The organism is Streptomyces sp. NPDC006208, assembly GCF_040613775.1.
In the GTDB taxonomy this organism is placed as follows: Bacteria; Actinomycetota; Actinomycetes; order Streptomycetales; family Streptomycetaceae; genus Streptomyces.
This window is the reverse complement of sequence record NZ_JBEXSW010000024.1, coordinates 107,179-129,767: the sequence shown is the minus strand read 5'-3', so window position 1 is coordinate 129,767 and position 22,589 is coordinate 107,179. Positions and strand designations below refer to the sequence as shown.

The 22,589-nt window shown below is 69.3% G+C and carries 22 protein-coding genes; 20 read left to right on the top strand and 2 right to left on the bottom strand.

The window, feature by feature from the left end; all coding sequences use genetic code 11:
* The first annotated feature begins 169 nt into the window (after positions 1-169).
* From ABZ208_RS21150 to ABZ208_RS21140, 3 genes are all read left to right on the top strand, one after another.
* The gene (locus tag ABZ208_RS21150; protein WP_356910995.1) at positions 170-1,417 is read left to right on the top strand and encodes a site-2 protease family protein; all 1,248 of its coding nucleotides are present in this window, start codon (positions 170-172) and stop codon (positions 1,415-1,417) included.
* 212 nt (positions 1,418-1,629) lie between these two features.
* On the top strand, positions 1,630-2,517 hold the full coding sequence (locus tag ABZ208_RS21145; RefSeq protein ID WP_328402519.1) for a tRNA (adenine-N1)-methyltransferase: 888 nt from the start codon (positions 1,630-1,632) through the stop codon (positions 2,515-2,517).
* A gap of 230 nt (positions 2,518-2,747) precedes the next feature.
* On the top strand, positions 2,748-3,323 hold the full coding sequence (locus ABZ208_RS21140) for a hypothetical protein (protein WP_356910994.1): 576 nt from the start codon (positions 2,748-2,750) through the stop codon (positions 3,321-3,323).
* A gap of 4 nt (positions 3,324-3,327) precedes the next feature.
* Here ABZ208_RS21140 and ABZ208_RS21135 read toward each other — a convergent pair whose 3' ends face one another.
* Complete coding sequence (locus ABZ208_RS21135; protein ID WP_356910993.1) at positions 3,328-3,639, bottom strand: ferredoxin; 312 nt, start codon at positions 3,637-3,639, stop codon at positions 3,328-3,330.
* A 354-nt stretch (positions 3,640-3,993) separates the two neighbouring features.
* Between ABZ208_RS21135 and arc the strand changes: the two genes are divergently transcribed.
* The 6 genes from arc to prcA all read left to right on the top strand — a co-directional run bounded on the left by arc (position 3,994) and on the right by prcA (position 9,967).
* Complete coding sequence (gene arc, locus ABZ208_RS21130; RefSeq protein ID WP_328402525.1) at positions 3,994-5,760, top strand: proteasome ATPase; 1,767 nt, start codon at positions 3,994-3,996, stop codon at positions 5,758-5,760.
* 261 nt (positions 5,761-6,021) lie between these two features.
* The gene (gene dop, locus ABZ208_RS21125) at positions 6,022-7,533 is read left to right on the top strand and encodes a depupylase/deamidase Dop (protein WP_356910992.1); all 1,512 of its coding nucleotides are present in this window, start codon (positions 6,022-6,024) and stop codon (positions 7,531-7,533) included.
* A gap of 137 nt (positions 7,534-7,670) precedes the next feature.
* On the top strand, positions 7,671-7,889 hold the full coding sequence (locus ABZ208_RS21120; RefSeq protein WP_328402527.1) for a ubiquitin-like protein Pup: 219 nt from the start codon (positions 7,671-7,673) through the stop codon (positions 7,887-7,889).
* A 22-nt stretch (positions 7,890-7,911) separates the two neighbouring features.
* Positions 7,912-8,364, top strand: a complete 453-nt coding sequence (locus ABZ208_RS21115) for an endonuclease domain-containing protein (protein WP_356910991.1) — start codon at positions 7,912-7,914, stop codon at positions 8,362-8,364.
* Positions 8,316-9,161 carry a proteasome subunit beta gene (prcB, locus tag ABZ208_RS21110; protein WP_328406020.1) on the top strand — a complete coding sequence of 282 codons (846 nt, stop codon included), beginning with the start codon at positions 8,316-8,318 and terminating at the stop codon, positions 9,159-9,161. The genes ABZ208_RS21115 and prcB overlap by 49 nt, the downstream gene beginning before the upstream one ends.
* Positions 9,162-9,202: 41 nt before the next feature.
* Complete coding sequence (gene prcA / locus ABZ208_RS21105) at positions 9,203-9,967, top strand: proteasome subunit alpha (protein WP_356910990.1); 765 nt, start codon at positions 9,203-9,205, stop codon at positions 9,965-9,967.
* Between the two features lie 144 nt (positions 9,968-10,111).
* On the opposite strand, the gene ABZ208_RS21100 is transcribed toward prcA, so the two are convergent.
* Positions 10,112-11,164 carry a LacI family DNA-binding transcriptional regulator gene (locus ABZ208_RS21100; protein ID WP_356910989.1) on the bottom strand — a complete coding sequence of 351 codons (1,053 nt, stop codon included), beginning with the start codon at positions 11,162-11,164 and terminating at the stop codon, positions 10,112-10,114.
* Between the two features lie 143 nt (positions 11,165-11,307).
* On the opposite strand from ABZ208_RS21100, the gene ABZ208_RS21095 reads away from it, so the two are divergent.
* The 11 genes from ABZ208_RS21095 (at position 11,308) to ABZ208_RS21045 (ending at position 22,546) form a co-directional block, all read left to right on the top strand.
* Positions 11,308-12,579 (top strand): MFS transporter, encoded by a 1,272-nt coding sequence (locus tag ABZ208_RS21095; protein ID WP_356910988.1) that lies wholly within the window; start codon positions 11,308-11,310, stop codon positions 12,577-12,579.
* A gap of 9 nt (positions 12,580-12,588) precedes the next feature.
* A complete protein-coding gene (gene pafA / locus ABZ208_RS21090; protein WP_356910987.1) occupies positions 12,589-13,950 on the top strand; it encodes a Pup--protein ligase in 1,362 nt (453 codons plus the stop codon).
* Positions 13,951-14,057: 107 nt separating this feature from the next.
* The gene (locus ABZ208_RS21085; protein ID WP_356910986.1) at positions 14,058-14,993 is read left to right on the top strand and encodes an FKBP-type peptidyl-prolyl cis-trans isomerase; all 936 of its coding nucleotides are present in this window, start codon (positions 14,058-14,060) and stop codon (positions 14,991-14,993) included.
* 45 nt (positions 14,994-15,038) lie between these two features.
* Positions 15,039-15,413 carry an FKBP-type peptidyl-prolyl cis-trans isomerase gene (locus ABZ208_RS21080; protein WP_356910985.1) on the top strand — a complete coding sequence of 125 codons (375 nt, stop codon included), beginning with the start codon at positions 15,039-15,041 and terminating at the stop codon, positions 15,411-15,413.
* Between the two features lie 155 nt (positions 15,414-15,568).
* Complete coding sequence (locus ABZ208_RS21075; protein WP_356910984.1) at positions 15,569-16,525, top strand: WYL domain-containing protein; 957 nt, start codon at positions 15,569-15,571, stop codon at positions 16,523-16,525.
* Positions 16,526-16,542: 17 nt separating this feature from the next.
* Positions 16,543-17,511, top strand: a complete 969-nt coding sequence (locus ABZ208_RS21070; protein ID WP_356910983.1) for a WYL domain-containing protein — start codon at positions 16,543-16,545, stop codon at positions 17,509-17,511.
* A gap of 16 nt (positions 17,512-17,527) precedes the next feature.
* Positions 17,528-17,782 (top strand): hypothetical protein, encoded by a 255-nt coding sequence (locus ABZ208_RS21065; RefSeq protein ID WP_328402545.1) that lies wholly within the window; start codon positions 17,528-17,530, stop codon positions 17,780-17,782.
* Positions 17,783-17,815: 33 nt separating this feature from the next.
* Positions 17,816-18,013 carry a hypothetical protein gene (locus ABZ208_RS21060; protein ID WP_356910982.1) on the top strand — a complete coding sequence of 66 codons (198 nt, stop codon included), beginning with the start codon at positions 17,816-17,818 and terminating at the stop codon, positions 18,011-18,013.
* 275 nt (positions 18,014-18,288) lie between these two features.
* Complete coding sequence (tatA, locus tag ABZ208_RS21055; RefSeq protein ID WP_328402550.1) at positions 18,289-18,576, top strand: Sec-independent protein translocase subunit TatA; 288 nt, start codon at positions 18,289-18,291, stop codon at positions 18,574-18,576.
* A 46-nt stretch (positions 18,577-18,622) separates the two neighbouring features.
* A complete protein-coding gene (gene tatC, locus ABZ208_RS21050) occupies positions 18,623-19,573 on the top strand; it encodes a twin-arginine translocase subunit TatC (protein ID WP_356910981.1) in 951 nt (316 codons plus the stop codon).
* 144 nt (positions 19,574-19,717) lie between these two features.
* A complete protein-coding gene (locus ABZ208_RS21045) occupies positions 19,718-22,546 on the top strand; it encodes a DEAD/DEAH box helicase (protein WP_356911005.1) in 2,829 nt (942 codons plus the stop codon).
* Positions 22,547-22,589 lie beyond the last annotated feature (43 nt).

Below are 22,589 nucleotides of genomic sequence, written 5' to 3'. Positions count from 1 at the left end.
CCCGCGAAGGCGACAGCGAGCTCGGCTGGGTGCCCCGCTCGGGCTGCTGGCTCTCAGTCATGACTCAGACCCTACGGCCCGCCACTGACAGCCAGCGGCATACCATCGACGTCAGACCCTCGCGCACTGCATGATCGAGCGAGCGACGCATTTGCAACGAAGGGAACCCGTGAACGAGGACGACGCGAGCGGCGAGCGCAAGCGGCCGCAGTCCGGAGCGGGGAAGACGGACCCCGAAGGCCGCGAAGAGCGCCGCTCCGGCGAACCGGGCGGCGGCATTCTCATGGGCCGCCCCTTCGGCGTCCCTGTCTACGTCGCTCCCAGCTGGTTCGTCGTCGCCGCCCTGATCACCTGGATCTTCGGCGACCAACTTGACCGTGTCCTGCCCGAACTCGGCGCCCTGCGCTATCTCGTCTCCCTCTTCTTCGCGGTCGCCTTCTACGCCTCCGTGCTCGTCCATGAACTGGCCCACGCCGTGGCAGGCCTGCGCTTCAAGCTGCCGGTGCGCCGCATTCAGCTCCAGTTCTTCGGCGGTGCCACCGAGTTCGAGAAGGAGTCCGAGAGCCCCGGCCGCGAGTTCGTGCTCGCCTTCGTGGGCCCTCTGCTCTCGCTCGTCCTGGCCGGCGTCTTCTACCTCGGCATGCAGGCCGTGGAGCCCGGCACCGTGCCCGGGGTGCTGCTCGCCGGGCTGATGATCTCCAACCTGATCGTCGCCGCGTTCAACCTGCTCCCCGGTCTCCCGCTGGACGGTGGCCGCATGCTGCGCGCCGTCGTGTGGAAGATCAGCGGCAAGCCCATGACGGGCACCGTCGCCGCCGCCTGGGTCGGCCGCGCCCTTGCCGTCGCCGTCCTCATCGGCCTCCCGCTGCTCACCCACACCGGGGCGCTGGGCAACGCGACCGAGGACATCGGCGGCATGGAGACGGTGATGGACGCGCTCCTCGCCGCCATCCTGGCCGCGATCATCTGGACCGGTGCGGGCAACAGCCTGCGCATGGCGCGGCTGCGCGAGCACCTGCCCGAGCTGGCCGCCCGCGCGCTCACCCGGCGCGCGGTCCCCGTCGAGTCCGACACCCCGCTCTCCGAGGCCCTGCGCCGCGCCAACGAAGCCGGAGCACGCGCCCTGGTCGTCGTCGACGGCCACGGCGAGCCGACCGCGATCGTCCGCGAGACGGCCATCGTCGGCGTCCCCGAGCACCGCCGCCCCTGGGTGGCCGTCAGCGGCCTGGCCCAGGAGCTCACCGACGGCATGAGGATCCCGGCCGAGCTGGCCGGCGAAGCCCTGCTCGACAAGCTCCGCGCCTCCCCGGCGACGGAGTACCTGGTGGTGGAGGAGACCGGCGAGATCTACGGCGTCCTGTCCACGGCGGACGTGGAACGCGCCTTCGTCGCCGCCATGGCGCGGCCGTCTTCCTGAGCGCTCGTGCCTCCGGAGCGCCTGAGGGTGCCCCGAGAGTCGCCGGCGCCCGGTACCGCATGCGGCGAAGCGGCAGACGCAGCCCTCGCGACCGCCGCACTCCTGACGGACCTCGTCCGGGAAACCCGCCCGTCCGGCGCCCGGCGGCCGACGGGCCTCGCGCCGCCCGCCTCGTGGTCACTGCCCCCGGCTGCGCCCGGTAGGCTGGTCACATGTCCGAACCGACCGGTGCCGCCCGCCGTCGCGGGCCCTTCAAGGTCGGGGACCAGGTCCAGCTCACCGACCCCAAGGGACGCCACTACACGTTCACGCTCGAGGCCGGGAAGAACTTCCACACCCACAAGGGTTCCTTCCCGCACGACGAGCTGATCGGCGCTCCCGAGGGCAGTGTTGTCCGAACCACGGGAAACGTCGCCTACCTCGCGTTGCGCCCCCTGCTCCCCGACTACGTCCTGTCCATGCCCCGCGGTGCCGCCGTGGTCTACCCCAAGGACGCGGGGCAGATCCTGGCCTTCGCCGACATCTTCGCCGGCGCGCGCGTCGTCGAGGCGGGGGTGGGTTCCGGCTCGCTCAGCGCCTTCCTGCTGCGCGCCATCGGCGACCACGGCATGCTGCACTCCTACGAGCGCCGCCAGGACTTCGCGGAAATCGCCCAGCAGAACGTGGAGCGCTACTTCGGCGGTCCGCACCCCGCCTGGCAGCTCACCGTGGGCGATCTCCAGGACAACCTGACCGACGCCGACGTCGACCGAGTCATTCTGGACATGCTCGCCCCCTGGGAGTGCCTGGAGGCCGTCTCCAAGGCGCTCGTGCCCGGCGGCATCCTGTGCTGCTACGTGGCGACCACCACCCAGCTCGCGCGCACCGTCGAGTCCATCCGTGAGATCGGCTGCTTCGCCGAGCCGCAGCCGTGGGAGTCGATGATCCGCAACTGGCACGTCGAGGGCCTGGCCGTCCGCCCGGACCACCGGATGATCGGACACACCGGTTTCCTCGTCACCGCCCGCCGTCTCGCCGACGGTGTGGAGCCGCCGATGCGCCGCCGCCGGCCCGCCAAGGGTGCGTACGGCGAGGACTACGAAGGCCCCAACAAGGGCTGAACCGCCCGATCCTGCGCACAACGCACCGACGCCGCCGCCGAGTTCCCGTGCCATACGGAGAACTCGGCGGCGGCGTCCTCGCGTTGCCGTCGTGCCGCGCTCGAGCCGTACTCGGGCATTTCTTGCGTTGCCATTGCGACGATGTGCGGACCCCAGTGTTCCGCCCGGGTGTGACGTATGGCACGATGCGAGCCACCCCACCGGCACCGCCTTCTCAGGAGACTCCCCGCGTGCAGAACTCCGCCGTCCCGGACCTCGCGCACACCCACGCCCGCCCGGTGCACTGGCTGGCCACCGCGACGGCGATGGCCGCGGTCGTCGCGGGTGCCGGACTGCTCCAGCCCGATGCCGCCACCGCCTCCCAGCCAGGCGCCCCGCGGACCACCACGGCAGCGGCCCCGCTGCCGGCGCCCGACCCTTCGGACGTCGCGCTACCGCTCGAGTGCGGGGGAGCGAAGAGCCTGGTCACACACAAGGTGACCGGCGACCTCGACGGCGACGGCACCCCCGAGACGGTGGCGGCGGCCCGCTGCGACGCAGGCTCCGGCACCCCGCCGAGCGGCGTCTATGTGCTGGCCGGCAGCCGGGAGGGGAGCCCCCGTGTCGTCGCGACCCTTGTCGCGCCCGCCGAGAAGCGGAGCGTCAAGGAGATCGCCGTACGTGACGGCGCGATCACCGCGACCCTGCTCGGGTACTCCTCGCCCGAGGTGCCGAGCTGCTGCCCGGACCTGCGGGAGACGGTCAAGTGGCAGTGGCAGGGCGGGACGTTCGTCCGCACCGCCCAGCCTCAGGCGCAGGGTGTGTGACGCGTCACTCTGCGTCGGGGCCGAAGACCTCGACCTTGTCCGAAACGCGCCTGACGTGGATGCAGTCGCCCGGGCACTCCTTGGCCGAGTCCACCACGTCGTTCAGCAGCGGAAGCGGCACAGGCGTTGTGGCGCCCGGGTCCTGGAGCAGTTCGTCATCGGTGGACTTCACATAGGCAAGCCCGTCGATGTCCAGCTCGAAGACCTCCGGGGCGTACTGGACGCAGATGCCGTCGCCGGTGCAGAGGTCCTGGTCGATCCAGACCTCGAGCGCCTCACCGACGCCTTCGGAGGGAGCCTCGTGCTGCACGGTCATATCTCCTGCCGTTCCTTTGTCGGGTACAGCCCTGTGCTGTGTTCCGGGGACAACCCCCGGACCCCCGGCCGGTGAAGCAGGGCGCCGACGCCGGCCCCACCGGGCCCGAGTCGTGGATCGCGGTGACGCAAGTCGTGCGAGCCGTGACGGGTGTTGAACGCTTCGACGATACAACCGCCCGCTTTCCGATGTTGCTGGGTGGGTATCGGGTGGGTATTCCCCTGGCGTGAGGGAGAGCGCAAGGGTGAAGATCGGACACACCCCCTTCCGTCTTTAGTGATCTAGGGGTTTCAATCACCACCCACACAGGTAGGGTCAGGAAGCGTCCAGCTCCCCTTGGAGGAGGTGAGGACCGTGGCAGCCCACGACGACGACATCAACCGCGGCATCCGGCCGGGGCGGGGGTCTGAAGACCCAGCCGGCCAGGTTGCCTATCTCGAGCAGGAAATCGCCGTCCTGCGCCGCAAGCTCGCCGACTCTCCGCGTCATACGAGGATTCTCGAAGAGCGGATCGTCGAGCTGCAGACCAACCTGGCCGGCGTGTCCGCTCAGAACGAGCGGCTCGCCAACACGCTCCGTGAGGCCCGCGACCAGATCGTGGCCCTCAAGGAGGAGGTCGACCGGCTCGCCCAGCCGCCGGCCGGCTTCGGTGTCTTCCTGCAGGCGATCGAGGACGGCACATGTGACATCTTCACCGGGGGCCGCAAGCTCCGGGTGAACGTGAGCCCCAGCGTCGAGCTCGACGAGCTCAAGCGCGGCCAGGAGGTCATGCTCAACGAGGCGCTCAACGTGGTCGAGGCCATGGAGTTCGAGCGTGCCGGGGACATCGTCACCCTCAAGGAGATCCTCGAGGACGGCGAGCGTGCCCTGGTGATCGGCCACACCGACGAAGAGCGGGTGGTGCGGCTCGCGGAGCCGCTCATGGACATCACCATCCGTCCTGGTGACGCCCTGCTGCTCGAGCCCCGCTCGGGTTACGTCTACGAGGTCGTGCCCAAGAGCGAGGTCGAGGAGCTGGTCCTCGAAGAGGTCCCGGACGTCGACTACGACAAGATCGGCGGTCTGGGCGGCCAGATCGAGATGATCCGCGACGCGGTCGAGCTGCCGTACCTCTACCCCGACCTGTTCAAGGAGCACGAACTGCGCCCGCCCAAGGGCATCCTGCTCTACGGTCCGCCCGGCTGCGGCAAAACGCTCATCGCCAAGGCCGTCGCCAACTCCCTTGCCAAGAAGGTCGCCGAGGTCACCGGCCAGCCCGCCGGCAAGAGCTACTTCCTCAACATCAAGGGTCCCGAACTCCTGAACAAGTACGTCGGCGAGACCGAGCGGCACATCCGCCTCGTCTTCCAGCGTGCCCGGGAGAAGGCCAGCGAGGGCACCCCCGTCATCGTCTTCTTCGACGAGATGGAGTCCCTCTTCCGTACCCGTGGATCGGGTGTGAGCTCGGACGTCGAGAACACGATCGTCCCGCAGCTGCTCGCCGAGATCGACGGTGTGGAGGGCCTGGAGAACGTCATCGTGATCGGCGCCTCCAACCGCGAGGACATGATCGACCCCGCGATCCTGCGGCCCGGCCGGCTCGACGTCAAGATCAAGATCGAGCGTCCGGACGCCGAGGCGGCCAGGGACATCTTCGCCAAGTACCTGACAGCCTCGCTGCCGCTGCACGCGGACGACCTGTCCGAGCACAGCGGGTCCAAGGAAGCCGCCGCCCACGCCATGATCCAGTCGGTCGTGGAACAGATGTACGCCGAAACCGAGGAGAACCGCTTCCTCGAGGTCACGTACGCCAACGGCGACAAGGAAGTCCTCTACTTCAAGGACTTCAACTCCGGAGCGATGATCCAGAACATCGTCGACCGGGCCAAGAAGATGGCCATCAAGGCCTTCCTCGACCACAACCAGAAGGGCCTTCGGGTCTCCCACCTCCTCCAGGCCTGCGTGGACGAGTTCAAGGAGAACGAGGACCTGCCCAACACCACCAACCCGGACGACTGGGCCCGGATCTCCGGAAAGAAGGGCGAGCGGATCGTCTTCATCCGCACCCTCGTCACCGGGAAGCAGGGCGCCGACACCGGACGTTCCATCGACACGGTGGCCAACACCGGTCAGTACCTGTAACAGGCGGCACCGGCTGCGGATGCCCGTCCCCCCGCCTTCGGCGGGGGGACCCCCAGCATCCGCAGCCGGTTGCTTTCCGGACAGGTCCGACCACACCGGAGCAATGACGAAATTGATCTCCCCACCAGCGCAGAGGCGTTCTAGGCTCGTCGGTACCGCCGAGTCGCGCAGTGCGGGGACGGGCACCGCACACGCACCGGAGCAACAGCGGTACTTGAGCGCCGTTCCCGGACAGGAACGCCGCCGGGCAAGGAGGGCCGCATGACTGTACGGCGAGTAATGGGCATCGAGACGGAGTACGGCATCTCCGTCCCGGGCCACCCGAACGCCAATGCCATGCTCACCTCGTCCCAGATCGTCAATGCCTACGCGGCGGCGATGCACCGGGCGCGCCGCGCCCGCTGGGACTTCGAGGAGGAGAATCCGCTGCGGGACGCCCGCGGCTTCGACCTCGCCCGCGAGGCCGCCGACTCCAGCCAGCTCACCGACGAGGACATCGGCCTGGCCAACGTCATCCTCACCAACGGTGCACGGCTCTACGTCGACCATGCCCACCCCGAATACAGCTCGCCCGAGGTCACCAACCCCCGGGACGCCGTCCTGTGGGACAAGGCCGGCGAGCGGATCATGGCCGAGGCCGCCGAGCGCGCGGCCCAGCTCCCCGGCGCCCAGCCGATCCACCTGTACAAGAACAACACCGACAACAAGGGCGCGTCCTACGGCACGCACGAGAATTACCTGATGAAGCGGGAGACCCCGTTCTCGGACATCGTGCGCCATCTGACGCCGTTCTTCGTCTCCCGGCAGGTCATCACGGGTGCCGGACGGGTCGGAATCGGCCAGGACGGCCACGAGCACGGCTTCCAGATCAGCCAGCGGGCCGACTACTTCGAGGTCGAGGTCGGTCTCGAGACCACGCTGAAGCGCCCCATCATCAACACCCGGGACGAGCCCCACTCCGACGCCGAGAAGTACCGCAGGCTCCATGTGATCATCGGCGACGCCAATCTGTCCGAGATCTCGACCTACCTCAAGCTGGGCACCACGGCCCTGGTGCTCTCCATGATCGAGGACGGCTTCATCGCTGTCGACCTGGCGGTGGAACAGCCCGTACGCACCCTCCACCAGGTCTCCCACGACCCGAGCCTGAAGCACCTGGTCACGCTCCGCAGCGGCCGGACACTGACCGCGGTCCAGCTGCAGATGGAGTACTTCGAGCTCGCCCGCAAGTACGTGGAGGAACGCTTCGGGGCGGATGCCGACGACCAGACCAAGGACGTCCTCACGCGCTGGGAGGACACCCTGAACCGGCTCGAGAACGACCCGATGAGCCTGGCCGGCGAGCTGGACTGGATCGCCAAGAAGGAGCTCATGGAGGGCTACCGGCGGCGTGACGGCCTCGACTGGGACGCGGCGCGGCTGCACCTGGTGGACCTCCAGTACGCCGACGTACGTCCCGAGAAGGGCCTGTACAACCGGCTGGCGGCCCGCGGGAAGATGAAGCGGCTGCTGGACGAGCAGGCCGTCGAGCGGGCCGAGAACAAGCCTCCGGAGGACACCCGCGCCTACTTCCGCGGCCGCTGCCTGGAACAGTACGCCGACGACGTGGCAGCGGCCTCCTGGGACTCGGTCATCTTCGACCTGCCGGGCAGGGACTCCCTCCAGCGGGTGCCGACCCTGGAGCCCCTGCGGGGCACCCGCAACCACGTCAAGGAGCTGCTGGACCGGTGCCGCACGGCGGAGGAGCTGGTCCGGGTGCTCTCGGGCGGCTGAAACGGCTCCCGTCCGGGAATCATCGAGGTGGTCCCCGGACGTTGAGTGAAGTGCGGGGCCGATGTCGGACCCTGCTTGTAGGGTCTGATCTTGACCGAACGAACTCACGTCAGGGCAAACCGAGCGGGGTGAGGGACATGGCGACCAAGGACACCGGCGGCGGACAGCAGAAGGCCACGCGTTCCACGGAGGAGGTCGAGGAGCAGGCGCAGGATGCGCAGGCTGCGGCCGACCTCAAGGAGCGCCAGGAGAAGCTGTCGGACGACGTCGACTCCGTGCTGGATGAAATCGATGATGTGCTCGAAGAGAACGCAGAGGACTTCGTCAGGTCATTTGTGCAAAAGGGTGGGCAATAGTCGTTGATGTCCGAATCTGCGGGTGGGGAGGATTGCCCGCGATGCGGACGGACATTGCCGCGAGAATTCTCTCGCCGGCGATAAAAGCGGCTCGGAAAGACCTTCAGGCGTACTGCCGGGAGTGCTCCGCGGAGTGCTCCCGGCAGCGCCGGGAGGTGCAAGGCTGGACAGTCGGGCGAAGCGGAATTGCATCACCTGCCTGCAGTGCAAGTGCAGCCCGACTCCTGCCGAGTTGGACGGGACGACTGCCGAGCGGCGAGGCGTGTGCGGTATCTGTTTTTCTGCTCCGGCCGAACATGTGGATCACTGTCCTGAGACGGGTAGGGTCCGAGGCGTACTGTGCTTCAGCTGCAACGCGGCGTTGGGGCATTTCAAGGATCGGCCGGACGTCACAAGGCGTACAGCCGCATATGTGGAAGGAAACGCGTGGAAGCCAACACTCGTAGCACCGGGCGTCTACCAGCTGCCTTCCTGACGCCCGGCTCGTCCTCGTTCATGGACTTTCTGGGCCAGCACTCCCCGGAGCTGCTGCCCGGGAAGCGTGTTCTGCCGCCCGTGCAGGGTGCCATCGAGGCGCCGCACGGCACGACCATCGTCGCCACGACGTTTCCGGGCGGTGTGGTGCTCGCGGGCGACCGGCGGGCCACGATGGGCAACATGATCGCGCAGCGCGACATCGAGAAGGTCTTCCCGGCCGACGAGTACTCGGCCGTGGGGATCGCCGGCACCGCCGGGCTCGCGGTGGAGATGGTCAAGCTGTTCCAGCTCGAGCTGGAGCACTTCGAGAAGGTCGAGGGTGCGCAGCTGTCGCTGGAGGGCAAGGCGAACCGTCTCTCGACGATGATCCGCAGCAACCTCGGCATGGCCATGCAGGGCCTGGCCGTGGTGCCCCTGTTCGCCGGGTACGACATCGACCGGGAGAAGGGCCGCATCTTCTCCTACGACGTGACCGGCGGCCGTTCCGAGGAGCACGGCTTTGCGGCGACCGGCTCCGGTTCGATCTTCGCCCGTGGCGCGATGAAGAAGCTCTACCGCGAGGATCTCACCGAGCAGCAGGCCACCACCCTTGTCGTCCAGGCGCTGTACGACGCGGCCGACGACGACTCGGCGACCGGTGGTCCGGACGTGGCCCGGCAGATCTATCCGATCGTCACCGTCATCACGGACGAGGGCTTCCGCCGGCTGACCGAGGCCGAGACCTCCCAGATCGCCCGCTCGATCATCGAGGGACGCCTCATCCAGCCCGACGGCCCGCGCGCCGCGCTGCTCTGATGTACTCGCCTCTGCCTCTGACAGAAAGGGACGGATAGCCGGTGTCGACGCCGTTCTATGTCTCACCCCAGCAGGCCATGGCCGACCGGGCGGAATACGCCCGCAAGGGCATCGCCCGTGGCCGCAGCCTCGTCGTGCTGCAATACGCCGACGGCATTGTCTTCGTCGGCGAGAATCCGTCCCGTGCGCTGCACAAGTTCAGTGAGATCTACGACCGGATCGGCTTCGCCGCAGCCGGCAAGTACAACGAGTACGAGAACCTGCGGATCGGCGGCGTGCGCTACGCGGATCTGCGGGGGTACACCTACGACCGCGACGATGTGACGGCCCGTGGGCTCGCCAACGTCTACGCGCAGACGCTGGGCACCATCTTCTCCAGCGCCGGCGAGAAGCCGTACGAGGTGGAGCTGGTGGTCGCCGAGGTGGGCGCCGCTCCGGAGGGTGACCAGATCTACCGGCTGCCGCACGACGGCTCGATCGTGGACGAGCACGGCTCGGTGGCGGTCGGTGGCAACGCGGAGCAGATCAGCACCTTCCTGGACCAGCGGCACCGTGACGGGATGACGCTCGCCGAGGCGCTGAAGCTGGCGGTACAGGCCCTGTCCAGCCAGGCCAACGGCACCGACCGGGAGATCCCGGCGGAGCGGCTCGAGGTCGCTGTTCTCGACCGTACGCGGCCTCAGCAGCGGAAGTTCAAGCGGATCGTGGGGCGGCAGCTGACCCGGCTGCTCGAGGCCGACGGCGCCGCGTCGACGCCGACGGATGCTCCTTCCGACACCGAGGAGGGCGAGGAGGCCGGGGAGTAGCGCCCGGCCGCTTTGTTCCGCCTGTGCCCGGACCGCCCGTGCGGTCCGGGCACAGCCGTTTCCGGGCCGCCGTGGCCGGGCCCGGGAACGGCCGGTGGTCGAACTGCCGGTCCGGGCGTTGGCGGCCTTTTCGCGGACGGCCCGTCAGCCGGCCGGCGGCGGCGCGGAGGAGCCGCGGACGACGAGCTCCACGGGCAGGTCGGTCTCCTCCGGCTCGCGGCCGGACAGGACCGCGAGCAGGGCGGTCATACCCTGCTCGCCGACGCGTTCGGCGGGCAGGCGCACCGTGGTGAGCTCCGGTTCCACGGCAGTGGCGAGTGCGAGGTCGTCGAAGCCCGTGACCGTGAGGTCCTCCGGGACACGCAGGCCGAGGCGGCGGGCCGCCTTGCAGGCACCGGCGGCCAGGATGTCGTCGTCGCAGACGAGGGCCGTGGGCCGGGGGCCCGATGCGGTCAGGGCGCCTTCCGCCGCCGCACGGGCACTGCCGACATCGAGGGCGGCACGGACCGTGCGCAGTTCGGTGCCGGGGACGGCGCCGAGTGCGGAGCGCAGAGCCCGCGCGCGTACATCGAAGGTCCAGGAGGAGACGGCGGAGGCGAGGTGGACGTACCGGCGGTGGCCGAGGGCCAGCAGGTGGTCGGTGACCTGACGCATTCCGTCGGCGATGTCGAGGTTGACGTGGCCTGCCGCGCCGCGGTCGGCCGGGTCGCTGTCGAGCATGACCAGCGGCAGATCGGTGCCGCGGATGGCGGTGAGGGCCTGGGCGGCCATGGACGAGGCGATGACGCCGTCGAGTGCCGCGCGTGCGGAAGCGAACGGGTCCTTCGCGGGACCGATGCCCTCGGGGGAGGGATACAGCACGACGCCGAAACCGTGCTCGGCGGCGACGGCCGATGCGCCGGCGTACACGCGGGCGAAGAATTCGTTGGTGAGGGCGGGGACGACGAGCAGCGCGGTCCGGGTGCGCCCCAGCCGGAGATTGCGGGCCGCGAGGTTGGGCCGGTAGCCGATCTCCTCTGCCGCGCCGCGGACGAGGGCGGCGGTGCGTTCGGAGACGCGGCCCCTCCATTTGTCGCCGAGCACGAGGGACACGGTGGCCTGCGAGACCCTGGCGACGCGGGCCACGTCGCGGCTGGTGGGGCGGGGGGTCTCCGTCGCCGGGGCGACGGGGCGGTCCTGCCTGGACCGGTGTGCCATACGTGCCGTCCTCCGCCGCCCGTCCGCTCGTGCACGTGTCCGCCGGCGGCGGCTCGGTGGACCCGCGGACTGTCGACATGGTACGTATGACCGCGTACGTTATACGTAAAACCTCGGACGGTCCGGGGGAGAGGGGTTGCGGCATGGCCGCCGGATACGCAGACATCCTCAGGGCGCCGCACGCGGCACGGCTGCTGACCGGCACCCTGGTCGGCAGGCTGCCGAACGCCACCGGCCACATCGCGATCGTCCTGTTCATCCGCGCCGAAGGGGGCAGCTACACCCTCGCGGGTGCGCTCGCCGCGGTGTACGGGCTGGCCACCGCGCTCGGCCAGCCGCTGCTGGGCCGTGCCGTGGACCTGTACGGCCAGCCCCGCGTGCAGCTGCCTGCCGCCGTCGTCTCCGCGCTCGGCATGGCGCTGTTCGCCGTCGCGGGCACCGGCCCGCTGCCTCTCGCCTACGCCGCCGTGACCATTGCGGGCCTGTTCACGCCGCCCCTGGAGGGCGGACTGCGGGCCCTGTGGCCCAGCGTGCTCGGCCGTCAGGAGCAGGTGCACCGGGCGTACGCGATGGACGCCGTGGCCCAGGAAGTGATGTTCACGGTCGGCCCGCTGCTCGTGACCCTCCTCGTCGCCCTCTGGTCGCCCGCCGCGGCGCTGCTCGTCATCAATGCGGTAGGCGTCCTGGGGGCACTGTCCGTGGTCATGTCCGCACCCTCGCGTTCGTGGCGCTCGGCCCCCCGCGAGGCGCACTGGCTGGGCGCGCTGCGCTCGCCGGGGCTGCTGGCCCTGCTCGGCGCGTTGTTCTTCGTCGGTCTGGCCCTCGGCTCGATCACCGTCGCCGGAGTCGCGTACGCCGACGACCACGGCCGCGCATCGGTGTACGGCTGGCTGATGGCCGCTCTCGGACTCGGCGCGCTGATCGGCGGCACCGCGTACGGAGCCCGCCAGTGGGCCGGGGCCCCCGAGCGCCGGCTGCGGATCCTGGTGGCCCTGCTGGCGGCCGGGTACCTGCCGCTGGTCCTCACTCCCGGTGTCGTGGCGATGACGGCACTGTCCGCGCTCGCCGGTGTCTTCCTCGCCCCCGCCATCGCCTGCGCGTTCATCGTGGTCGACCGGCATGCCCCGAGGGGTACGGTCACCGAGGCGTTCTCATGGCTGGTGACCACGTTCGGCGTCGGTGCGGCGGTCGGAACGGCCGTGGCGGGCCCGGTCGTCGAGATCGGCGGCACGGCGTGGAGTTTCGCGGTCGCGGGGGCCGCGGGATGTGCCGCGCTGCTGGTTCTGACGGCCACTCAGCGGGTACTGGCAGTTCCCGGCCGCAGCAAGGACATTGCGGGCTCGGCCCCGGCCTCTTCGGAAAATGATCGAAACGGTGCTGCCCAACCCGGTTTCAGCTCAGGCCGTGAGGCGTAATGTTCAGACATGGACCGCCGCATTTTCGGGCTGGAGAACGAGTACGGCGTCACGTGCACGTTCAGGGGACAGCGCCGACTGTCACCTGACGAAGTGGCGCGCTACCTCTTCCGCCGTGTTGTGTCATGGGGCCGCAGCAGCAATGTCTTCCTGCGGAACGGCGCCCGTCTGTACCTCGACGTGGGTTCGCATCCGGAATACGCAACACCCGAATGCGACAACGTGACCGAGCTGGTCACGCACGACAAGGCCGGCGAGCGCATTCTCGAGGGCCTGCTCGTCGACGCCGAACGCCGCCTGCACGAGGAGGGAATCGCGGGCGACGTCTATCTCTTCAAGAACAACACCGACTCGGCGGGAAACTCCTACGGCTGCCATGAGAACTATCTGGTGGCCCGCCACGGAGAGTTCTCCCGGCTCGCGGACATTCTGATCCCGTTCCTGGTCACCCGGCAGCTGCTGTGCGGTGCCGGCAAGGTGCTCCAGACGCCGCGAGGCGCGGTCTACTGTGTCAGCCAGCGCGCCGAGCACATCTGGGAGGGCGTCAGTTCCGCCACCACCCGTTCGCGCCCGATCATCAACACCCGCGACGAACCCCACGCCGACGCCGAGCGCTACCGCCGCCTGCATGTGATCGTCGGTGACTCGAACATGTCGGAGACGACCATGCTGCTGAAGGTCGGCGCGACCGACCTGGTGCTGCGCATGATCGAGGCCGGCACGGTGATGCGCGACCTCACCCTGGAGAACCCGATCCGGGCCATCCGCGAGGTCAGCCACGACATCACCGGGCAGCGCAAGGTGCGCCTCGCCAGTGGCCGTGAGGCGTCCGCCCTCGAGGTACAGCGCGAGTACTACGAGAAGGCCGTGGACTTCGTGGACCGCCGGGGCATCCGCACCGGCGTCGTGGAGCAGGTCCTGGAGCTGTGGGGCCGCACGCTGGAGGCGATCGAGGCGGAGGACCTGGACCGGATCGGCACCGAGATCGACTGGGTGATGAAGTACAAGCTCATCGAGCGGTACCGGGCCAAGCACAACATGACCATGTCGCATCCGCGGGTCGCGCAGATAGACCTCGCGTACCACGACATCCACCGGCGGCGCGGCCTGTACTACCTCCTGGAGCGCAAGGGGCAGGCCGCCCGCATCTGCAACGACCTGAAGATCTTCGAGGGCAAGTCGGTGCCTCCGCAGACCACCAGGGCGCGGCTGCGCGGTGACTTCATCCGGCGGGCCCAGGAGCAGCGACGGGACTTCACGGTCGACTGGGTGCATCTGAAGCTCAACGACCAGGCGCAGCGCACCGTTCTGTGCAAGGACCCCTTCCGCTCGGTCGACGACCGGGTGGAGAAGCTCATCGCCGGCATGTAGCAGATCCTTCGGAACGTCACACGGGCCCCGTACGTTGCACGTGCGGGGCCCGTGGCACGCCCTAGAGTGTCGGGAAACCAAAGTGCCGTCTGAGATCTGAGGAACACGTGCGCCGACTTGCCGGCCTTCTTGTCGTCCCCCTGCTGCTGTTGTCAGCAGTGGCCTGCGGCAACGACAAGGGCTCCGAATCCACCGCGTCCGCCAATGGCCTGCCCGCGATCACGGCCGGCGCCAAGTTCGGTGAAAAGCCGACCTTGGCGAAGGGTAAGGGCGATCCGCCCAAGGAGCTGAAGGTCGAGGTCATCAAGGAGGGTGACGGCGCGACCGTCAAGAAGGGCGACTCGGTCACGGTCAACTATCTGGGACAGGCCTGGGACTCGGACAAGCCGTTCGACAACAGCTTCGACCGCAAGCAGCCGTTCGATCTGACGATCGGCGCCGGCCAGGTCATCAAGGGCTGGGACCAGGGCCTGGAGGGCCAGAAGGTCGGCAGCAGGGTGCAGCTCGTCATCCCGCCCGCGCTCGGCTACGGCGCGCAGGGCCAGGGCGACATCAAGCCCAACGCCACCCTCGTGTTCATCGTCGACATCCTGAAGGCGACCACCATCCCGGCCTCCGCCAAGGGCACCGACGTCGCCCAGGACAACATCGACCTGCCCAAGGTCGGCACCAACACCGACGGCAAGGCACCCTCGATCACGGTGCCGAAGAAGGACGCGCCGACCAAGCTGGTGTCGAACTACGTCATCGAGGGCGACGGCCCCGCGGTCAAGGCGTCCGACACGCTGGCGGTGAAGTACAAGGGCGTCGTGTGGAAGGACGGCAAGGAGTTCGACAGCAGCTACTCCCGCGGCGACGCGCCGGTCAGCTTCCCGCTCGCACAGGTGATTCCGGGCTGGCAGAAGGGCCTGGAGGGCAAGAAGGTGGGCAGCCGCGTACTGCTCGTCATCCCGCCGGACATGGCCTACGGTGACCAGGCGCAGCCCAAGATCCCGGCCAACTCCACGCTTGTCTTCTCCGTCGACATCCTGGCAGTTCTGTAAGACTGTCCTGGTTGACTCGAACAGAGAACGCAAGGAGCAACATCCGTGAGCATCGACAAGCCCGAGATCGACTTCCCCGAGGGCCCGGCTCCCGCCGAGCTCGAGATCGTGGACCTGTGGGAGGGTGACGGGCCGGTCGCCAAGGCCGGGGACACCGTCTCCGTCCACTACGTCGGCGTCGCCTACAGCACCGGCGAGGAGTTCGACGCGTCCTGGAACCGCGGCACCCCGCTGCAGTTCCAGCTCGGCGTCGGCCAGGTCATCAAGGGCTGGGACCAGGGCGTGCAGGGTATGAAGGTCGGCGGCCGTCGCCGGCTGACCATCCCCGCGCACCTCGCCTACGGCGACCGAGGCGCCGGTGGCGGCACCATTGCCCCGGGCGAGACGCTGATCTTCGTCTGCGACCTGGTCGCGGTCTGATCTTTCGTCTGTGACCGGCTCCGGTCGGATCCGGTGCGGTACAGCTCGACGAGGGCCCATGCCTGATGGCATGGGCCCTCGGCTTTGGCCCGGACACCCCGGAGCGGTACGGTCGACGCTCGGAAGTGATTGCGGCAGGAGGGTGCGGGGCGTCGATGGCCATTGCCAAGGCAGAGCGGCTGATGAATCTGGCGCTGTGCTTGCTGGGGACCCGGCGTCCGCTCAGCAAGCGGGAGCTGCGCGGATCCATCGAGGCCTACCTGGAGGCCGGCTCCGACGAGTCCTTCAACCGGATGTTCGAACGCGACAAGGACGATCTGCGCGAACTCGGCCTGGTCATCGAGACGGTGGAGAATCTCGACGGGGAGATCGGCTATCTCGCCCGCCGCGACAGCAACCGGCTGCCCGCCATCGCCCTCGAGGCCGAGGAGGCCGCGGCACTGGGACTGGCGGCCAAGGTGTGGCAGCAGGCCAGGCTCGCAGGGGCGGCCAGCGGCGCACTGCAGAAGCTGCGTGCGGCCGGAATGCCCGAGACGCAGGACGACTACGAGGCGCAGCACGGCGCCCTCGAGCCCCGAATCCCCGTCCACGAGGCGTCGTTCGAGCCGCTGATGCTCGCCTGCCGCGACCGCCGCCCCGTCGTCTTCGACTACCGCAAGGCGAACGCGGCACGACCCGAGCAGCGCCATGTCGAGCCGTGGACGCTCGAATGCTGGCGCGGGCACTGGTATCTCGCCGGGTTCGACCGGGACCGGGGCGCGGAGCGCGTCTTCAGGCTGTCCCGTATCACCGGCAAGGTCCGCTCCCGTTCGGGGGCGTTCACCGCGCCTGTGCCCGATGTGGTCACCGTGCGGGAGACCGTCGAGAGCTGGGCCGGGGAGAGCGCGACCCGTACCGCGCGCATCAGACTGCGCGCGGGCTGCGGCTACCCACTGCGCTCCCGGGCCCGGTCGGTGACGGAACTGGGCCAGGGCTGGGACGAGTTGGAGATTCCGTACGGACACGGGCTCGACGCCTGGCTGGTGGAGTTCGGACCGGACGTCGTCGTGCTGGAGCCCGCGGATCTGCGGGCCGATGTGGTGGACCGGCTGCGTGCCGTGGCCAAGGGCTGAGGGGAACTCGTACGACCATGGCCACGAACGCGATCGACCAGACCCGGCGGATGCTCTCGCTGGTGACCTATCTGCGGGAGCGCCCCGGTGCGCGCATCGTGGACGTCGCCCGTGCCTTCGGGATCACCGAGGACGAGCTGATCTCCGATCTCGACGTACTGCCGATGTGCGGGACGAGTTTCCGCGGCGGCGATCTGCTCGACATCGACACCGACGGCGAACGCATCTGGTGGCGCAACCCCGACGCCTCCGGCTCCAGCACCGCCGAGCCGCTGCGGCTCGCCGCCGACGAGGCGACCGCCCTCCTGGTGGCCGCGCGGGCGGTGGCGACCCTGCCGGGGCTGCGGGAGGGCGACCGCGAGGCGCTCCTGCGGGCCACGGCCAAACTGGAGGCCGCGGCCGGCGAGGCCGCCGGTGCCAGCTCCCGGCTGTCGGTCACCTTCGAGTCCGAGGGCGGGGTCTTCGCCGACGTGGACCGGGCGATCTCCGAGCGGCGCAGGCTGTGGCTGCGCTACTACTCTCCGGCACGCGACGAACTCACCGAGCGCGAGGTCGACCCGATCCGGCTCTTCGCGGTGGGCCACACGTACATGGAGGCCTGGTGCCGACTCTCCGAGGCGCGCCGGACCTTCCGGCTCGACCGGGTCGCCGAGATCAGGCTGCTCGACGCCCCCGCCGCGCCGCCGGAGATCGAGCTGCGTGACCTGTCCGAGGGGCTGGTGCAGCCGTCGGCGGACGACCCCGAGGTAGTGGTCGAGGTCGGGCCCGGCGGGCGCTGGGTCGCCGAGTACTACCCGCACGACAGCGCCCAGGAGCTGCCGGACGGCGGTCTGCGCATCACGCTGCGCACCCCGGACCCCGCGTCGCTTCGCCGGCTGGGGCTGAGGCTCGGCCGCGACGGGCGGATCGTCTCGCCTGCGGACCTGGCGGACAGTGCCAGGACGGCGGCGCGCGAGGCGCTCGCGGCCTACGACGGTCAGGAATAAGGAGAGCAGCGCGCCCATGTCTGTGATGCCCAAGATCCCGGCCGCCGTCGGACCGGTCCTGTTCAAGGCCGCCTGCCCCGACTGCCGGGCCCGCTTCGAGCTCTCGGCGGGGGCGCTGCGCCTGGCGATCGGCGGTAGCCGCCGAACCACCTTCTACTCCTTCACCTGCCCCGAGTGCGGCATCGCGGTGCGCAAGCCCGCCGGTGAGCGGATCGTCGAACTTCTCACCGGTGGCGGCGTGCGGACCCTGCGCCTGCACACCGGCATGTGACCTTACGGTTCCGGAACGGTCTAGGCTCTGCGCATGTTCTGGCCCATGCTCGCCATCGCCCTCGGCTTCCTCGGCATCGCCGTACTCGGCGTGCTCGGTATCAGGGTCTTCATCGAGGCCCAGCGGCTCGGCCGCGAGGTCTCCCGCACCACGGAGCGCATCAACAGGGCCGCGGAGGATCTGGAGCGGGCGGCCACGGATCTTGCGCGCACAGGCGAAGCACTGCGCTGAGGCCGTGCGCAGCACGTCCGGAGCCGGGCGCGGGAGCGCGCTGACAGCGTTGTCCGCGATCGCGCACGCACCCTGCTGCGGCACAGACCCGAGGGGTACGCTGCTGGTGGCGGCACCGGTGATGAGGCGCCGACCGCTGACGGGAGTATGCACGGGGATTGCCCGGCGTTTACCCGTGCGAGTTACGATCGCAGCCGGTCGCGGCTCGGACACCAGTCCACCGTGATCGGCAGACCAGAGCCCCAAGCCGCCTCGGTGAGAAGGTAGACACAGTTATGTTCCGTCAGATCGGGCCCACCGAGATCATCATCATCGCGCTGCTCATCCTCCTTCTGTTCGGGGCCAAGAAGCTTCCCGACATGGCACGTTCGCTGGGCAAGTCGGCTCGGATCCTGAAGAGCGAGGCCAAGGCGATGAAGTCCGACGGGCAGCCGGCGGCGACCCCGGCCGAGCCCAAGGACCCGGCGCAGGACCAGCCCGCTCCCCGCACCATCCAGGCGGCTCCCGGCGATGTGACCAGCGCTCGCCCCGTGAACGAGCCCACCGACACCCACCAGCGCTGACCCCAAGGCCGTGATCATGGCCTGCCGCACGAGATGAGGACGTGGGTTGCTCAAGTCTGCCCGCACACAGCAGAAGGAGAAGGACCCCGAGGGGCGCATGCCGCTCGCGGACCATCTGCGTGAGCTCCGGAACCGGCTCGCGAAGGCGATGCTGGCGATCGTGATCGCGTCCGTGGCCGCCGCGTTCTACAGCCAGGAGCTGATGGATCTTCTTGCGTCGCCGGTACCCGCCTGTGAGAAGGGCGTTCTGGAGACCGGCGGCAAGTGCGCCACCATCGCGTACAACGACCTGCTGTCTCCCTTCACCACCACGGTGAAGGTGGTCCTCATGGCGGGCATCCTCGTGTCCTGTCCTGTATGGCTCTACCAGCTGTGGGCCTTTGTCGCGCCGGGCCTGCACAAGAACGAGAAGAAGTACACCTACCTCTTCTCGTGCGCGGCCGTTCCGCTCTTCGCGGCCGGGGCCTACCTCGCGTTCCTGATCATGCCGGTGAGCATGAAGGTGCTGCTCAGCATCACCCCCGACACCGCGGCGAACTTCCTCGAGGTCGACAAGATCCTCGACTTCTCCGTCCGCATGGTGCTGATCTTCGGGTTCTCGTTCGAGCTGCCCCTCATTCTGATCATGCTGAACGCGGCGGGCGTCGTGACCGGCCGGAGGATGCTCGGCTGGTGGCGCGGCGCCGTCATGGGCATCTTCGTCTTCGGCGCGATCGCCACTCCGTCCACCGACCCGCTCGGCATGATCGCGCTGTCCGGGCCGATCATCCTGCTCTACTTCATGGCTGTCGGATTCGCGCTGCTCAACGACAAGCGCCGGCGGCGCAACGACCCCGACGCCGGACTCGACGACGACGAGGCCTCGGAGCTCGACCTGACGCCCTCCTCGCTCGGTGCGGCGGAGACAGTCCCCGCTTCGCGTGCCCTGCCCGAGCAGGCAACCGGCGAGGTGGACGCGCGCAGTCACCGGCTCAACGGGTACGACGACGTCACCTGACCTGCAGGCAGGCCGGCGGCCGGGGCGCACGGAGCGCGCACCCGGCCGTTCGTGCGTACGGGACGGGGTATCCGCCCTGGTAGGTGCCCCGGTCAATTAAAGATCCGTTGACTGTCACAGGGGACGGGTAGGCTCATGAACAAGATGACCGAGGACCTCTCTCCCGCCGAGCGCTATGCCGCTTCCCGCATCCGCGCCGCCGAGGAGGCCACTGCGCTGGCCCCCTTCCGCGCGATGTACGAATTCGACCTGGACCCCTTCCAGATCGAGGCCTGCCAGGCCCTGGAGGCGGGCAAGGGCGTGCTCGTGGCCGCACCCACCGGCTCAGGCAAGACCATCGTCGGCGAATTCGCCGTCCATCTCGCCCTGTCCCAGGGTCGCAAGTGCTTCTACACCACGCCCATCAAGGCGCTGTCCAACCAGAAGTACGCGGATCTGGTGAGGCGCTACGGCCCCGAGAAGGTGGGCCTGCTCACCGGCGACAACAGTGTCAACTCCGAGGCGCCCGTGGTCGTGATGACCACCGAGGTGCTGCGGAACATGCTGTACGCGGGCTCCCAGTCGCTGCTCGGCCTCGGCCATGTGGTCATGGACGAGGTGCACTACCTCTCCGACCGCTTCCGCGGCGCGGTGTGGGAGGAAGTGATCATCCACCTCCCCGAGTCGGTGACCCTGGTCTCGCTCTCCGCGACCGTGTCGAACGCGGAGGAGTTCGGCGACTGGCTGGACACCGTCCGCGGTGACACCGAGGTGATCGTCGCCGAGGAGCGGCCCGTCCCGCTGTGGCAGCACGTCATGGCAGGCCGCCGGATGTACGACCTCTTCGAGGAGGGGACCGACCACGGCGGCCGCGGCGCGAGCCGGCGCGAGGTCAACCCCGATCTCGTGCGGCTGGCCCGGATGGAGAACCAGCGCACCTACAACCCGCGGGACCGGCGCCGCGGAAAGATGGTGCGCGAGGCGGACCGGGAGCGTGAGCGGCGTCAGCGCAGCCGTATCTGGACGCCGGGGCGGCCCGAGGTCATCGACCGGCTGGACGCCGAAGGGCTGTTGCCCGCCATCACGTTCATCTTCAGCCGGGCGGGCTGTGAGGCCGCCGTGCAGCAGTGCCTGTACGCAGGTCTGCGGCTCAACGACGAGGAGGCGCGCGCGAAGGTGCGCCGGATCGTCGAGGGGCGCACCGCCGCGATCCCCCGTGAGGACCTCCATGTCCTCGGCTACTACGAGTGGTTGGAAGGCCTGGAGCGCGGTATCGCCGCCCACCACGCCGGCATGCTGCCGACCTTCAAGGAGGTCGTCGAGGAGCTGTTCGTACGGGGCCTGGTGAAGGCCGTGTTCGCCACCGAGACCCTGGCCCTCGGCATCAACATGCCCGCCCGATCGGTGGTGTTGGAGAAGCTCGTCAAGTGGAACGGCGAGCAGCACGCCGACATCACCCCGGGCGAGTACACCCAGTTGACCGGCCGGGCAGGACGGCGCGGAATCGACGTGGAGGGCCATGCGGTGGTCCTGTGGCAGCGCGCCATGGACCCGACCGCGCTCGCCGGTCTTGCGGGTACCCGCACCTACCCGCTGCGCTCCAGCTTCAAGCCGTCGTACAACATGGCGGTCAATCTGGTGCAGCAGTTCGGCCGGCACCGCTCGCGCGAGCTGCTGGAGACGTCGTTCGCGCAGTTCCAGGCGGACAAGTCGGTGGTCGGCATCTCCCGCCAGGTGCAGCGCAACGAAGAGGGCCTGCAGGGCTACCGGGAGGGCATGACCTGCCACCTCGGGGACTTCGAGGAGTACGCGCAGCTGCGCCGCGACCTCAAGGACCGGGAGACGGAGCTGGCCAAGCAGGGTGCCGCCCAGCGCCGGGCCGCCGCGGCCACGTCCCTGGAGAAGCTCAAGCCGGGCGATGTCATCCATGTCCCGACGGGCAAGTTCGCGGGCCTCGCCCTCGTGCTCGACCCCGGGCTGCCCGCGGGCCGGACGAACGGGCATCGCGGACTGGAGTACCACGACGGCCCGCGGCCGCTGGTGCTCACCGCGGAGCGGCAGGTCAAGCGGCTGGCATCGATCGACTTCCCGGTGCCGGTCGAGGCGCTGGAGCGGATGCGGATCCCGAAGTCGTTCAACCCGCGCTCCCCGCAGTCGCGCCGCGATCTCGCTTCGGCGCTGCGCACCAAGGCCGGTCACATCGTGCCCGACCGGCACCACAGGAACCGTGCCCCGGCGGCGGACGACCGCCAGATCGCCCGGCTCCGTGCCGAGCTGCGGGCGCACCCCTGCCACGGCTGCGACGAGCGCGAGGACCACGCCAGGTGGGCGGAGCGCTATCACCGGCTGCAGCGCGACACACATCAGCTGGAACGCCGTATAGAGGGCCGTACGAACACGATCGCGCGGACCTTCGACCGGATCGTCGCGCTGCTGACCGAGCTGGACTATCTGCGCGCCGACGAGGTCACCGAACACGGAAAGCGGCTCGCCCGGCTCTACGGCGAGCTGGACCTGCTGGCCAGCGAGTGTCTGCGCGACGGGGTGTGGGAGGGACTGAACCCTGCCGAACTGGCCGCGTGCGTCTCGGCGCTGGTGTACGAGGCGCGGCAGGCCGATGATGCGGTGCCGCCCAAGGTGCCGGCCGGCAAGGCGAAGGCCGCGCTCGGCGAGATGGTCCGCATCTGGGGCCGGCTGGACGCCCTGGAGGAGGAATTCAAGATCAATCAGACGGAGGGGGTCGGGCAGCGCGAACCCGATCTCGGCTTCGCCTGGGCCGCCTACCAGTGGGCCTCGGACAAGGGGCTCGACGAGGTGCTGCGCGAGGCCGAGATGCCGGCCGGCGACTTCGTGCGCTGGAGCAAGCAGGTCATCGACGTGCTGGGCCAGATCGCGGCCGCCGCGCCGCGGGAGAACAGCACGGTCGCGAAGAACGCCCGCAAGGCGGTCGACGCGCTGCTGCGGGGTGTGGTGGCGTACAGCTCGGTCGGCTGACCGGGCCGCCGGGCCGAGGCGCCCCGCGGGCACGACGCGGCCC